Source organism: Streptomyces sp. NPDC045899, from assembly GCF_056431485.1.
Map to the genome: position 1 here is coordinate 138,311 of NZ_JBWKKP010000006.1, position 13,784 is coordinate 152,094.

Consider the following 13,784-nt stretch of genomic DNA (forward strand, 5'->3'; position numbering starts at 1 on the left):
TCCGTGACTTCGGGTGGGGAGTGGAAACGGCCTTCCACAGCCGGATGAGTACCCCGCAGGACCTCTTGAAAGGTCCCAGGTCCCAGGTCCCACCGACATGGGACCGACAACCCCTGACACGCCACCGACACCACCGCTTCGCCACCCGATCACCAGGTCGAAGCGCCGATCGGCCAGGAGGAGGCTTCCGGGCGGTGCACCTGCCGCGGAGATCAGCCGTCCAGTGAGAGTGCGTTCTTGGCGTGCGCCACGGATTCCTCCGGGGCGGGTCCGCCGGGATTCTCGGTGGCCAGGGCCTGGTTGAGGGTGACGAAGGGGCGCATCCGCTTCTCGTAGTCGGCGTACCCGGTGCGGTGGTCGCCCTGGGCCCGGGCGAGGCAGTCGGCCAGCACATGGGCGCCCACGAGGGCCAGGCTGGTGCCCTGCCCCGAGAGAGGGGAGGGGCAGTAGCCGGCGTCTCCGAGCAGGGCCACCCGACCCCGCGACCACTGGTCCATGCGGATCTGGGCCATGGCGTCGCAGTAGAAGTCGGGTGCCTTCCGTGCGGCCTCGGCCAGGCGGGTCCCTTCCCATCGCAACGACGCGAGCTTGTCCACGACGAGCTGCCGCAGCGTCGCGGCGTCGAGGAGGTCGTGGGCGAGGGGAGCGGACTCGAAGCCGAAGGCGATCCTCAGTTCGGTGTTGTCGCGCACGGGCATGATGCCGAAGCCCGTGTCGCCGTCCCGGAGCCATATCTGCCAGTTGTCCAAGCCGAGGAAGTTGTCCGCGCTGAACACCGAGAGGCAGCTCCCCAGGTGGTGGGTGAAACGCTCCTCCGGACCGAAGGCCAGGCGCCGTACGGTGGAGTGGAGGCCGTCGGCTCCGACCACGAGGTCGAAGGTGCGGGACGGTCCGTGTGCGAAGTCGACGCGCACGCCGGTCCCGTCCTCGTCGAGCGCGGTGACACTGTCACCGAAGAGGTACTCCACGCCCGTGCGCGTGTGCTCGTACACGATCCGGACCAGGTCCTCGCGCAGCACCTCGATGTCTTCGCTGTCGAGCCGGCCGCTGCTGAAGGTCGCCTCGGTGGAACGGTCGGTCTCGTGGCCGTCGGGGTCGAGGATCGACATGCCGCGCATCCGGGTCCGTACGCGGCTCGCGTGCTCCAGCAGGCCCATCCGCTCCACGACGTCGAGCGCGACGCCGCGGATGTCCACCGCCTGGCCGCCGGGGCGTGGGCCCGGGGCGCGTTCGACGACGGTGGGCGCGAAGCCGCGGCGGCGCAGCCAGTAGGCGAGGACGGGTCCCGCGATGCCGCCGCCGGAGATGAGTACGGTCTGCATGAGAAGCTCCTTCAGCGCTCTGTACGGTGTACGTGGATTGAACGTACGTCGTACGTGCAGGCCCTTCAACTGGCCATATGCGCGGCGTGTACTAGGACAGGCGCCGTCCGTTCCGCGTTGCCGCTGCTACTCTCTGCACTAGTACAGGAGGGGAAGGTGGCAGGACGTGACGAAGCCCACGGGAGCTGCCGGTGATCCGCCCTATCTGCGTATCGTCGCCGCGATCCGGCGGCGCATCGCGGAGGGTGAACTCGCCCCCGGGGACCGGGTTCCCTCGACTCGCCGGATCGCCGGGGAATGGGGCGTCGCGCTCGCCACCGCCACCAAGGCCCTGACCACCCTGCGCCTGGAGGGACTTGTCGAGTCCCGGCCCCGGATCGGCACGGTCGTCGCCGGAACCGCCCCCGCCGCTCCGCCCCGCAGGCGCCCGTCACCCGCTCCGGACCCCGAGCAGGAGCTGAGCCTCGCCCGCATCGTCCGTACCGCCATCGAGATCGCCGACGCCGAAGGGCTCTCGGCGCTCTCCATGCGTGGCGTCGCGGCCCGGCTCGGCGTCGCGGCGATGTCGACCTACCGGTACGTCGCGGGCAAGGAAGACCTCGTCCTGCACATGGCCGACGCCGCGTTCGGCGAGGAGACCTACCGTGGGGACGCGCCCGAGGACTGGCGTACCCGTGTAGAGCTGGGTGCCCGGACGCTGTGGGGCCTGTACCGGAAGCACCCATGGCTGGCTCAGCTCGGTTCCCTCACGCGCCCGTTGCTCGTGCCGAACCTGATGGTCCACGGCGAGTGGGTCCTGGGTGCCCTCGACGGCCACGGCCTCGACCCCACGAGACTGTTCGACATCCACGTCCTGCTCTACAGCCATGTCCAGGGCCTGGCGACGCACCTGGAGATGGAAGCGCACGCCGAAGCCGCCACGGGCCAGTCGGAGGACCAGTGGATGGACAGCCGTGCCCCCGCCCTCCAAGAGCTGATGCAATCCGGCCGCTTCCCGACCTTCACCAAGGTCGTCGGAGCCTTCGAGGACGGCTACGACCTACGTCTCGACACGCTCTTCGAATTCGGCCTCAAGGCACTCCTCGACGGCCTGACTGCCATCGTCGAGGGACCTGCGCCGAGGTGACGTGGCGCCGTCTGCCGTGGCGCACGTCGAATTCCGGAAAGTCGGCTATTCCTGGGATCCTCCGGCCCTGAACGGGCGGAGCAAACTCAGCAGCCCGCCCTGGACGGGTCTGGACAGACACCGCAGCGCATGATGTGCAGCTAGGTGCACAACAGCTTGCTGCACGCCCCACGGGTAGCGGTCCGGATCGGTGATTGGGCACAGTGTTTCACGTGCTTGCCGGACGGTTGAATGCGGCGTCTTCACCGCCACGTCTGCTCAACCGAGCCTGAGGGATGGATAGTCGGAAGTCACTGGGCCGCCTGACTGATTCGTTGTCGACGCGGCGGTATTGCGCTGCCAAGAACGAATTGAGGAATGATGCAGAGTCTTGACACGCTGATTGAAGAGAGCCTTGATTCCGCCGCCGAACGATTTCCGCTGGACGATATCGGTGGGCGGTACCGGACACACTTCGCAAGCACCCCCGCCGAGCTCTTGAGCGAGCTGCCGCTCACCGAGGCCGCGGACCGTTCCGTGAGTGCCGGCCGCCGGATGACCCGCCGGGTGCTGAACGGAGAGGACGACCGTCTGCTGGTCGTCGTCGGCCCGTGCTCGATCCACGACGTGAACGCCGGACTGGCATACGCGAGATTACTGGGCGAGCTGGCCGCCAGGATGGCAGACGACTTGGCGGTCGTCATGCGCGTCTACGTGGAGAAGCCCCGTACCACGGTCGGTTGGACCGGGCTGCTCACCGATCCGATGCTGGACGGCAGTCTGGACCTCGACCGGGGACTCCGTACGTCACGGACTCTCATGCTGGCGATTGCCGACCTGGGATTGCCCATCGCAACGGAGTGGCTGAGCCCGACGGTTCCCGCATACCTGGCCGACCTGATCTCCTGGGGAGCCATCGGAGCACGGACGGTGGAGAGCCAGGTTCACCGGCAGCTGGCGAGTGGCCTGCCCATGCCGGTGGGCATGAAGAACGGCAGCGCCGGTTCCGTGGGGGTCGCCGTCGATGCCATCCGGTCCGCCGCCACATCCCACGCCTACCTCGGCCTGGGCCCGGAAGGCCGGGCGGCAACGCTGCGGACGAGCGGGAACCCTGATTGCCATGTCGTCCTCCGGGGCGCGTCAGGCAGTCCCAACTACCGCGCGGAGAACGTGCGCGAGACGGTGGGACTGCTGTCAGCGGTCGGGCTGACGACCGGCCTGGTGATCGACGCCAGCCATGGGAACAGCGGCAAGGATCACGAACAACAGGCCGTGGTGGCCCGGGAGATCGGAACGCAGATCACGGCGGGCAATACCGACATCCGCGGTGTGATGCTGGAGGGTTTCCTGGCGCCCGGGCGTCAGGAGCTCGGCGCGGACGAGCCCCGGTTCGGTCAGAGCGTCACCGACGCCTGCATGGGGTGGGACGCCACCGTGGACGTTCTGGAGGACCTCGCGGCAGCGACCCGTCAGCGCCGGGAGCTGCGAGCGGCCGCGCATTGACCGTCCCTCCGCTGTTTCGCCCGCACACCACGTCAGCCGCTGGAACGAGCAGGAGAGCGAGCATGCTGGAGATTCCCGCGCTGGGTCCGGCCGGGCCGTACCGGACACGGAACCGCACCGCCGTTGCGGACGCCTCGGGTCTGACGGCCCTTGACCTGGCCGCCGTCCCCGATCTGGTCGTCTCCCATTGGATCGATCAGCTCCGGGCACACCCGCCCCTGCCTGTCGCCGAGGTGGCGCCGGTGCTCCACAAGGCGGCTGATGTCTTCGAGACCGAGGAGATCCTGGGAGACGACCTGGCAGCCCACGAGCGGCGGGTGTCGTCGTTGACGGGTACGCCCCTGCCCGTCGTCCGTGCATGCGGCGCGCTCATCACGCGGACCCTGCGCGATGTGGGACGCGCGCCGTCGGCGGCCCGGCCCACGGGCTGCGCCCCGGTCGGTACCGAGGTGTCGGCGGCTCCGTCGGTCGGCGCCATGTGGCGCCGTGTCGGAGACGTCTTCGCCGTGCACGCGGCGGGCAACAGCCCGGGGGTCCACGCCATGTGGCCGGAGGCGCTCGCTCTGGGTTACCGGGTCGTCGTACGCCCCTCCACCCGGGACCCGCTCACCCCCTTCCGTCTCGTCACGGCGCTGTGGCGGGCGGGGATCCCGGCGGGCCAGCTGGTCATGGCACCCTGCAGGCACTCCACGGCGGATCTGATCATCGAGCGCTCGGACCGTGCCCTGGTGTACGGCGGTCAGGACGTCGTCGACACCTACGGCAGCCGCGGGGACGTCCTGCTCCAAGGACCGGGCCGCTCGAAGCTGGTCGTGGCCGCCGACGCGGACCGGGACACCGGACTCGGTATCGCTCTCGACGGCGCGCTGTATCACGCGGGCACCGCGTGCACCGCGACCACGGGCGTGCTGGTCGAACACGATCCGGCGGGATTCGCCGGTGCTCTCGCCGCCGCGCTGAAGGAGACCCGACGCACTGGGCCGCTCGACGACGGGTCTCTTCTGCCGTGCATGCCACAGGCCGAAGCGGAACGGCTCGTGGAGGCGGTCCTGGACCGGGCGAAGGGCGCGACCGTGCACCTGGAACCGCGGGTCGAACGGCTGGGCGGCTCGGGCTCGTTGGCGACGATCACACCTGCGGTCATGGAACTGGCATCGGCGCGCGACCCCTCGTTGTCGTACGAGGTGCCCTTCCCGTGTGTGTGGGTCGCCCCGTTCGAGCGCGACGCCCTGGACGTCCTCGACGGCTCGCTGGTGCTGTCGCTGCACACCACGGACCACGCACTGGTCACCGCGGCCACCGAACTCACCGCCGTCTCCAACGTGTACCAGGGCAGGCCGACGTCCTGGGTCCATCCGGATGTACCGCACGACGGGTTCCTCGGTGAGTTCCTGATGCGCGCCAAGGGGCTGGCCCATGGTTCCTAGGCCCGGTCGAAGGGGGCGCGCCGGCGCTCCGGCTCACCCGTCGCAAACAAGGAGTGGAATATGAAGATCAACTCCAGGAGTGACCTCGACTTCATGGAGCGGATCCAGCGGGAGGTGACCGCTGACCACCACGAAGCCGGTTCCGACGAGGCCCATTACGCGTCGAAGCTCCCCGAGGCCTGGCACCGTGCGGAGCAGGTGTCCGCCTACGCCTCACTCGGCACGTTCTCGGCGCGGGCGTTCGAGAGCCTGCCGACGACGTCCAAGGACGACCTCAAGGCACGCCCTCTGGACTACCTGCGTGTTCCGGTCGGCGCGGGGCTGAAGTACTACCAGACCACGGGGACGACGGGGACTCCCACGCCCACGCCCCGCACGGCCAAGGACATGATCGCCAACACCGTGTCCGTGGCCGAGGCCTGGCGCCCCATGCTGTCCGGCGGTGACCACCGCGCGTTGATCCTGCTGCCCTCGGACATCGTGCCCGTGGCCGATCTGATGGTCGGTGTCTGCGAGTTCCTGGGCATTCCTCACGTCAAGGCGTATCCGTACACCACCGGGATCTCCGACTGGGACCGGATCGTCGGCCTGTGGGAGACCTTCCGGCCGACGGTGCTGTTCGTAGCCCCGGGTGTGCTTCTGGAGTTCTCCCAGGTCCTCAAGCGGCGCGGTCTGCTGGACCGTATGCGGGAGTCCGTCCGGCTCCTCATGCTGCTCGGGGAGGTGAGCACTCCGGAACTGCGTGAGATGGCCGGCCAGTGGTGGGATGCGCGAGCCTACGATGCCAGCTACGGCAGCACGGAGAGCGGCACACTGGCCGCCTGCTGCGGTCAGGACCGGCTGCACCTGTTGCGCCGGGCGAACTATTTCGAGATCGGCAACGAGAACGGCATAGAGCCCGCCGAGGCCGGCCGTGCGGGCCGGCTCGTCGTCACCCCGCTCAACAACGACGCCCGCCCCCTTCTGCGCCTGGACATGGGTGACGAGGTGTCGCTGACCGACGGCTGCCCCTGCGGGGCGCGGACCCCGGTGGTGACGGTCCATGGCCGGGGCAGTGACGGAACCGCGATCAAGGGCAGCCGGGTGCGTACCCGCGACCTCGAGGGCATCGTCTACGCCCACCACGATGTGATGGGCTACCTGATAGAGATCGACTCGGGCGGCACTTGGGCCAGGCTGCTGCTGGAGCGGGATCCCAGCGGCGACCGGGATGCCGAACCGGTGAGGAACGACCTCATCCAGCGGAGCACGGACGAGCACCTCGGCTTCCGGTGGGACGAGGTCCGGTTCGTCAACCGGCTGCCGGTGACCACGAAGAGCGGCGGCTCCCAGAAGAGCTGGAAGCGCTCCAACTTCCGGGTCGTCGACGAGGTGGTACCGGCATGACGTACGACACGCTGCTGGATTCGTCCGGGGTCGTCTCCGGGGAGTCCGACCTGTGGTGCACCTACGCCGCCGTACGCACCCTCTCCTGGCTGGACCGTGTCGACGACCTGCCTTCCCCCGACGGCGTCGTCGGCTTCCTCGCCTCGCGGCAGAACTCCGACGGCGGGTTCGCGTGGTCGGCAGGGATGAGCTCCGACGCCTGGGCCACGTACTACTGCACCCAGACGCTGGCCGACCTGTCGGCCGACCCCCAGGGAGCGGTGGGCCGATCGAGCTCCGCATGGGTGTGGAGCGCCGCCCACGCGGACGGCGGTTTCGCGATGACGCCAGGCCAGGCTTCGGATGTCTGGGCCACCTACTACGCCGTACGCACGCTCGTGGAGATCTACGACGAGCGTCCGCCGCGGACACTGATCGACTGGCTTGCCGCGCTGCAGGCCGAGGACGGTGGGCTGGCGTGGAGTCCGGCCCACGCGAAGAACGGCACGTCCGATGTACGGGCCTGCTACTACGGCCTCACCGCGTGGAGCACGGCCACCGGGGGAGAAGGCCCGCTGCCGTGGGACCGTGAGCGACTCACGGACTGGCTCAGGGACCGGCAGAGCGAGGACGGCGGATTCACCTTCCAGGCGGGTGACGAGACGGACTGTCTGTGGGCCACGTTCCGCGCCTGCAACGCACTGGACCGCCTGGGGGAGGCCCCGAGGGATCCCGGAGGCTGTGTCGCCTGGATCCGCGCCCGGCTGGGCGCGGACGGGGCTTTCACCCGCTGGCCCGGCTATCCCGTGCCGGACGTGTGGGCCGCGTTCTGCGCGGTGGGAGCGCTCAGGGCGCTGGGCGCCGGGCTCGACGACCTGGCGGACGGGGTGGTCAGGACGCTGCTGTCCTTCCGTACCGCCCAGGGCGGGTTCACCTACCGTGCCCCGGAGTTCGCCTCGGACGTCCTGACGACGTCCGCCCAGGTGATCGCCGGTCGCTTCGCGGACTCCGCGGCGAGCGAGGCCGTGCGCTGGATGGAGAGCTGCATGCTGCCGAACGAAGACGGCATCATGTACATGCCTGGGCGCGGCAGTGAGGTGCGCTGCACCCTCTGGGCCCTGTCCGCGGGGGCGTTCGAGGAGGACGCCGCCGCCCGCGGCAGGATCACCAGGTGGCTCGGCGGCGCCATCCAGAACCCCGACGGTGGATTCGGGTACTGGGAGGGCCGTGCGTCGGACATGGTGTCGACCTGCGCGGCCGCGGAGATGCTGCACCGCACGGGCGGGAGCTCCGGCACCGCCCCGCTGCGTGGTGTCGCCGCGTTCGTGACCTCCTGTGAGACGTCGCCCGGCCGGTACGCCAACGTGCCCGGCGGCCGGCCCACGCTGCGGGCCACCCTCCAGGCGCGCAGGGCACTGCACCGGGCGGGCACCGCCGACAGCGCGCCCGTGGTCGCCGCACTCGCAGCGCACCGGGTCCGCGGCGGCGGCTTCGCGAACGAGGGCAACCGGGTGCCCGACCTGCTGAGCACCTATGAGGCCGTACTGGCGGCGGACGTGTTCGGGCTCACCTGGGACACCGGACATCTGGCGAAGTTCCTCGACAGCGTGCGCACCGTGGACGGCGGGTTCGCCTGGACCCCCTTGATGGCCACCAGCGGCGGCCCCCTCGCCGACTGCCTGGGGCGGCGCCTGGAGCTGCGACTGACCTCCGATCAGCACCCCCTGCCGCCCCTGGCCCTCTCGTGAAAGGCACGGAAACTTGCCCACCGTCGATGTGACCAGTACCCCGCTGACCCCCTCCGCCCGGCTGAAGGCCACACTGCGCCTCACCCGGTGGCTGGCCGAGCACGGATCGGACGCCGCGCATGTCGTGGTCTCCTTCCGCACCGCGGAACCCATGGCGTACTTCGCCGGGGGAGTGCCGTTGACGAAGTACGAGGACGGCACGGACGCGGGCCGACAGCCTCGATGGGCGTCGGTCGTGTGCCACATACACCCCGACCGCGACCACACGTACCGGTCCGAGCTGGCCGGGGAGATCAGGGAGGCCCTCGGCCTCGACCCGGTGAGCGCCCACCTGATGGTGCGGTTCGAACCCACCCATCCCGACCGGGTGTTCTACCTGGATTCGGGGTCACTGACGAGCGGCGACCCCCTGCCGGTCACCCGCGATCACGAGAAAGGTCTCCATCATGCCCGCCACTGACCGCGGCGAGATCAGCACCCGTGTCCTGACGGTCCTCGAGAAGCGCTTCGGCGACGCCGCGCGCGCCCTGGCTCCGGACGCCGACCTGTCCGATGCGCTGCCGGGCTTCGACAGCCTGGCAGCCCTCGAATACGTCACCGCGGTGGAAGGCGAGTTCGGTATCGAGGTCGATTTCGTCGGCGACGACGTCCGCTACTGGTTCAGCACGCTGGACCGGACCGCCTTGTACGTCCATGAACGTGTCGAGGACCAGGCGGCGTGACCACGCCGCCGGCACGCGCGGAGGGCTCCCGGGCCTGGGCCCTCGACGAGATCTGGTTCGACACGTCCGGCAGCACGGGAGCCGCACGCCGCTGGTTCCGGCTCCCTCATCAGATGGAGCGCGAGGTGCGGCTGATCGGCGAGAGCCTGATCGGCCCGGTCGACCATGTGGTCAACTACGCCCCGCCACGGCATCTGTTCGGCGCCCTGTTCGGCCAGTGGCTGCCGCGCATGGCGCAGGTCCGCGTCCACCAGGCGTGGGCCGCCCCGTACGAACCTCTGCCCATCTCGCCCGGGGAGCGGGTCCTGGCCGTCTGCGTCCCGATGGCCTGGGACCTGTTGCGCCGGAACTGGTCGACACTGCGACGCGCGGGCTCCGTCGTCGCCCTGCATTCTTCGGCGGCGCCCCCGCCCGTGGCCCGTGATCTCGTGCGCCGCGCCGCTCCCTTGCTCCGGGCCCACGAGATCCTGGGGTCGACCGAGACCGGGGGTATCGCCCACCGGCCGCTGGTTCCCGGAGAGAACGGTGAAGGCCGCTGGCAGGCCTTCCCCGATGTGTCCTTCGTCCATGAGGCCCGTGCGATGGCCGATACGTCGGCGGAGAGGGCTCAGGAACTGGTCGTCAGCGGCCCCCGGCTGGCCCGCCCGGAGAGCAGGACGCGACCACCCGCCCACTGGGCCACCGGAGACCTGGTGGAGTTCACCGGTCCCCGTGCTTTCCGACTGGTCGGGCGCACCACTTCGCTGCTCAAGGTCAACGGGGTCAAAGTGCATCTCGCCCGGGTCAGCGAGCGGCTGAGTGCCCGTTTGCCACAGGCCGAATGTGTGGTGCTGCCCGTGTCGGACGCCCCGCTCACGGGAGAGGGATACATGATCTTCTGGTCCGACCGGGGCCGTGGAACCGGTGTGACGGACATCAGAGAGGCTCTCGGGGAATTCCCGAGCCCGGCACGGATAGTGCACTTGACCGACCTGCCGAGAACGGCCACGGGAAAGCCGGACCGGAAGGCTCTCCTGGCGGCCCTCTGACTGCCGTCGGCCGTCCGTGCCCACCGCCGTAGTTCATCAAAGGAAATTCGATGGTGCCCAGGTTGATCGTGGTGACCGGCGCGAGCGCCGGCATCGGCAAGGCCACGGCGAAGCGGTTCGCCGAGAACGAGGACAAGGTGCTGCTGGTCGCCAGAGGGCAGCAGCGGCTCACCCGAACGGCCGAGGACATCAGGTCGAGCGTGCCCGGAGCGGACCTCGACACGCTCGCCCTCGACATGTCCGATGTCGAGTCGGCGCAACACCTTCAGCAGCATGTCCGGTCGACCGGGCTGCCGGTCAGCGGGCTGGTGTGCTGCGCGGGCTCGGTGCCCGCGTCCGAGGACGAGGGCATGCGGGCGGTCGCGACGGAATGGCAGGACGCGTACCGCTCGAACGTCATGACCGCCGTCATCGCCGTGGAAGGTCTGACCCCTCTGATGGCTGACGGCGGAAGCATCGTGCTGTACAGCTCCATCGCCGCCTACCGCGGGTCCGGAGGGACGGGCGGCTACGGTGCCGCGAAGGCGGCCCTCCACTCGTACGTCCACGTCCTCGCGACCCGCCTGGGAAAGCGCGGCATCAGCGCCAACGCCATCGCGCCGGGATACATCGCGGGTACCGAACTGTTCGGTGACGGTCTCCCCGCGGCGCGGGAGCGCATGCTCGTCGGCCAGACCGCTCTGGGGCGTGCGGGAGACCCGGCGGATGTCGCGGAGCTGGGTTTCTACCTGTGCTCGGAGCCGGGCGGCTACGTCACCTCACAGATCCTTCAGATCAACGGTGGCTCCTACCACGGGGTGTGAGCTGTTTCCCCTTTCGTTCTTCGAACTCCACCCTTCCCTCAAGAAAGTGCGGTGACCGGTTATGAATGCCCGTGAACAGGCGGACGCCCACGTCCGAGCGATGATGCGCTGGCACTTCGATCCCGCGACAGGTTCCCGGTTCTGGCTGGAGCGCCGGAGCCGGCTGGGGTTCGACCCGGTCGAGGACGTGCGGTGCGTCGACGACCTGCTGCGGTTCCCCAATCTGGTGGACGAACTCCGCGACGCTCCGGTCGAGGCGCTGATTCCGCGGGGTCTCGGCACGGACGAGAAGGTCTTCGCCGTGTACGAGAGCGGTGGTACGTCAGGAGCGCCCAAGCGCTTCGTGATGTTCGAGAACTGGTTCGACCAATACATGGCGTGGGAGAACTCCCACTACGCCGAGGACGGCGAAGGACACACCCTGGCCGTGGCGCCCAGCGGCCCCCACATGCTCGGGGAGTACTCCAGGCGGATCGCTCAGGCGAGGGGCGGGATCCGGTTCTCCATCGACCTGGATCCCCGCTGGGTGAAGCGCCTCATCGCCGTCGGCGACAAGGCGGGCGCCGCCGCCTATGTCGACCACCTCGTCGACCAGGCCGAGCTGGTCCTGCAGTCGCAGGACATCGCCTTCCTGATCACCACACCGCCGCTGCTGGCCCGGATGGCCGAGCGGTCCTCGGTCCGTGCGCTGATCCAGGAGAAGGTCCGCCTGGTGATCTGGACCGGAGCCCACATGGACGTCGACACACTGGACTTCCTGGCCACGGAGCTCTTCCCCAAGACGCGGTTCCGGGGCTCGTACGGCAGCACCTCCGTCCTCAGCGGCACGGTCCAGCGCCCCGCCCCGGACGGCGCGGACGACGTGGTCTTCGATTCGTACGCCCCCTACGTCTTCTACCGCGTGGTCGACCCCTCCTCACACCGACCGGTGGAGTTCGGCTCGGAAGGCGCCGTGGTCATGAACTACCTCACCAGGTACGGCCTCGTGCCCAACAGCCTCGAACGCGACCTGGCCACTCGGGTTCCCAGCCCCACGCGGGTCGGGGACTCCCTGCGGAACATCCGCCCGGTCGCCGAGATGGACGGGCAGAAGATGATCGAAGGCGTCTACTGACCCATGCCTGCTGCCCCCTCCATCGAACTCGACGGAACCAGCCTCTCGCCTCGCGCGGTTGCCGCGGCGGTCCGCGGCCGGGACGGCGCCCGGGTGACCCTCAGCCCTTCGGCCGTCGAACGGATGCGCGCATCGGTCGGCCTCAAGGAGACGCTGCTGACCCAGGAAGTCCCGATCTACGCCGTGACCACGGGCTTCGGGGACAGCTGCGTACGCCAGATCTCACCCGACAAGGCGCACCGGCTCCAGCGCGGCCTGATCCTCTATCACCTCAACGGCGTGGGCCCGAAGGCCGTACCCGAGGTCGCTCGGGCAACCATGCTCATCAGGGCGAACGCACTGGCCAGGGGTGTCTCGGGGGTCCGACCCGAGACAGTGTCGACCTTGCTCGAATGCCTGGCCCGGGACATCCTGCCGTTGATCCCCGAACGCGGGTCGGTCGGCGCCAGTGGTGATCTGGTACCGCTGTGCTACCTGGCCGCGGCCCTGATGGGCGAAGGCCAGGTCCTGCACCGCGGCACCGTGCGTCCGGCACGGGACGCCCTGAGCGACGAGGGCATCCTGCCGCTGCGGCTCGAGCCGAAAGAGGGCATCGCGCTCATCAACGGGACCTCGTTCGCCGCCGCGTACGCGGTCCTCGCCGCCGCGGACGCACGGGAGCTGACGTTCGTGGCCGAACTCGCGACGGCCATGACGCTGGAGGCACTGCACGGCAACGCCTCCGCGCTGCACCCTTTCGTCCATGCGAACAAGCCGCACCCCGGACAGGTCGCGTCGGCACAGGTCATCCGGACCCTGCTGGAAGGGTCGCGGCTGGCCACGTCGTTCGAGGACATCCTGGTACGCCGCGAAAGACTGGCCGGGCGGGGCTATCTCCGCTTGAACGAGAAGGTACAGGACACGTATTCCGTGCGCTGCGCCCCGCAGATCATCGGCATCGTCCGGGACACGCTGGAGTGGACGGACCGGTGGCTGGGCACTGAGATCAACTCCGCCACGGACAACCCGCTGTTCGACGTCGAGGAGTCCGGACTGCATCTCGGTGGCAACTTCTACGCCGGCCATGTCGGACAGGCGATGGACAGCCTGAAGACCACGGTGGCCGGCTTGGCCAATCTGCTCGACCGGCAACTCGCACTCGTCGTGGACGAGAAGTCCAACGCGGGGCTGCCGCCCAACCTGATCGTCGCGCGCCCTCCGGACGATCCCGAGGCGGGGCTGCACCACGGCTTCAAGGGGATGCAGATAGCGGCCTCGGCCGTCACCGCCGAAGCCCTCAAACAGACCGGACCGGTATCGGTGTTCTCGCGCTCCACGGAGGCGCACAACCAGGACATCGTCAGTATGGGCACCATCTCGGCCCGCGACGCGCGCACCGTCAACGGACTGGTCCGCGAAGTGGCGGCCATACATCTGCTCGCCCTCGCCCAGGCCATCGAACTGCGAGGGGTCGAGGCAGCCTCACCGGCGGTCCGGGCGGTGCACCGGCTCATCAGGAAGCACAGCGCTTTCGTCACCCACGACCGCCGGCTGGATCACGACATCGAGGCGGTGATCGGCCTGATCGAGACCGGAGCCCTGCGGCGTGCCACGGGCATCGACGACATCGACGACGACACCACCGCCTGACGACAACGAGGAGACTCA

12 protein-coding genes are annotated in these 13,784 nt (G+C 69.3%); 11 read left to right on the forward strand and 1 reads right to left on the reverse strand.

Going from position 1 to position 13,784, the window contains the following annotated elements; all coding sequences use genetic code 11:
• Window positions 1-212: 212 nt before the first annotated feature.
• Window positions 213-1,322, reverse strand: a complete 1,110-nt coding sequence (locus AC07FT_RS11350) for an FAD-dependent monooxygenase (RefSeq protein WP_479175874.1) — start codon at window positions 1,320-1,322, stop codon at window positions 213-215.
• 166 nt (window positions 1,323-1,488) lie between these two features.
• Between AC07FT_RS11350 and AC07FT_RS11355 the strand changes: the two genes are divergently transcribed.
• From AC07FT_RS11355 to AC07FT_RS11405, 11 genes are all read left to right on the forward strand, one after another.
• Window positions 1,489-2,448 carry a TetR/AcrR family transcriptional regulator C-terminal domain-containing protein gene (locus AC07FT_RS11355; RefSeq protein ID WP_479175876.1) on the forward strand — a complete coding sequence of 320 codons (960 nt, stop codon included), beginning with the start codon at window positions 1,489-1,491 and terminating at the stop codon, window positions 2,446-2,448.
• 360 nt (window positions 2,449-2,808) lie between these two features.
• The gene (locus AC07FT_RS11360) at window positions 2,809-3,930 is read left to right on the forward strand and encodes a 3-deoxy-7-phosphoheptulonate synthase (protein ID WP_479175878.1); all 1,122 of its coding nucleotides are present in this window, start codon (window positions 2,809-2,811) and stop codon (window positions 3,928-3,930) included.
• Between the two features lie 62 nt (window positions 3,931-3,992).
• Complete coding sequence (locus tag AC07FT_RS11365; protein WP_479175879.1) at window positions 3,993-5,357, forward strand: aldehyde dehydrogenase family protein; 1,365 nt, start codon at window positions 3,993-3,995, stop codon at window positions 5,355-5,357.
• Window positions 5,358-5,417: 60 nt separating this feature from the next.
• Window positions 5,418-6,743, forward strand: a complete 1,326-nt coding sequence (locus AC07FT_RS11370) for an AMP-binding protein (protein ID WP_479175880.1) — start codon at window positions 5,418-5,420, stop codon at window positions 6,741-6,743.
• Window positions 6,740-8,470 (forward strand): prenyltransferase/squalene oxidase repeat-containing protein, encoded by a 1,731-nt coding sequence (locus tag AC07FT_RS11375; RefSeq protein ID WP_479175881.1) that lies wholly within the window; start codon window positions 6,740-6,742, stop codon window positions 8,468-8,470. Before AC07FT_RS11370 ends, AC07FT_RS11375 begins: the two co-directional genes overlap by 4 nt.
• A 13-nt stretch (window positions 8,471-8,483) precedes the next feature.
• Window positions 8,484-8,930 carry a hypothetical protein gene (locus AC07FT_RS11380; protein ID WP_479175883.1) on the forward strand — a complete coding sequence of 149 codons (447 nt, stop codon included), beginning with the start codon at window positions 8,484-8,486 and terminating at the stop codon, window positions 8,928-8,930.
• Entirely contained in the window at window positions 8,917-9,192 is a 276-nt protein-coding gene (locus AC07FT_RS11385; RefSeq protein WP_471201648.1) for an acyl carrier protein, read from the forward strand. Before AC07FT_RS11380 ends, AC07FT_RS11385 begins: the two co-directional genes overlap by 14 nt.
• Window positions 9,189-10,220 carry a class I adenylate-forming enzyme family protein gene (locus AC07FT_RS11390; RefSeq protein ID WP_479175884.1) on the forward strand — a complete coding sequence of 344 codons (1,032 nt, stop codon included), beginning with the start codon at window positions 9,189-9,191 and terminating at the stop codon, window positions 10,218-10,220. The genes AC07FT_RS11385 and AC07FT_RS11390 overlap by 4 nt, the downstream gene beginning before the upstream one ends.
• A gap of 50 nt (window positions 10,221-10,270) precedes the next feature.
• Window positions 10,271-11,023 (forward strand): SDR family NAD(P)-dependent oxidoreductase, encoded by a 753-nt coding sequence (locus tag AC07FT_RS11395; RefSeq protein WP_479175886.1) that lies wholly within the window; start codon window positions 10,271-10,273, stop codon window positions 11,021-11,023.
• 61 nt (window positions 11,024-11,084) lie between these two features.
• Window positions 11,085-12,137: a phenazine antibiotic biosynthesis protein gene (locus AC07FT_RS11400; protein WP_479175888.1), complete on the forward strand. Its 1,053-nt coding sequence runs from the start codon at window positions 11,085-11,087 to the stop codon at window positions 12,135-12,137.
• A gap of 3 nt (window positions 12,138-12,140) precedes the next feature.
• On the forward strand, window positions 12,141-13,766 hold the full coding sequence (locus AC07FT_RS11405) for an HAL/PAL/TAL family ammonia-lyase (protein ID WP_479175890.1): 1,626 nt from the start codon (window positions 12,141-12,143) through the stop codon (window positions 13,764-13,766).
• Window positions 13,767-13,784 lie beyond the last annotated feature (18 nt).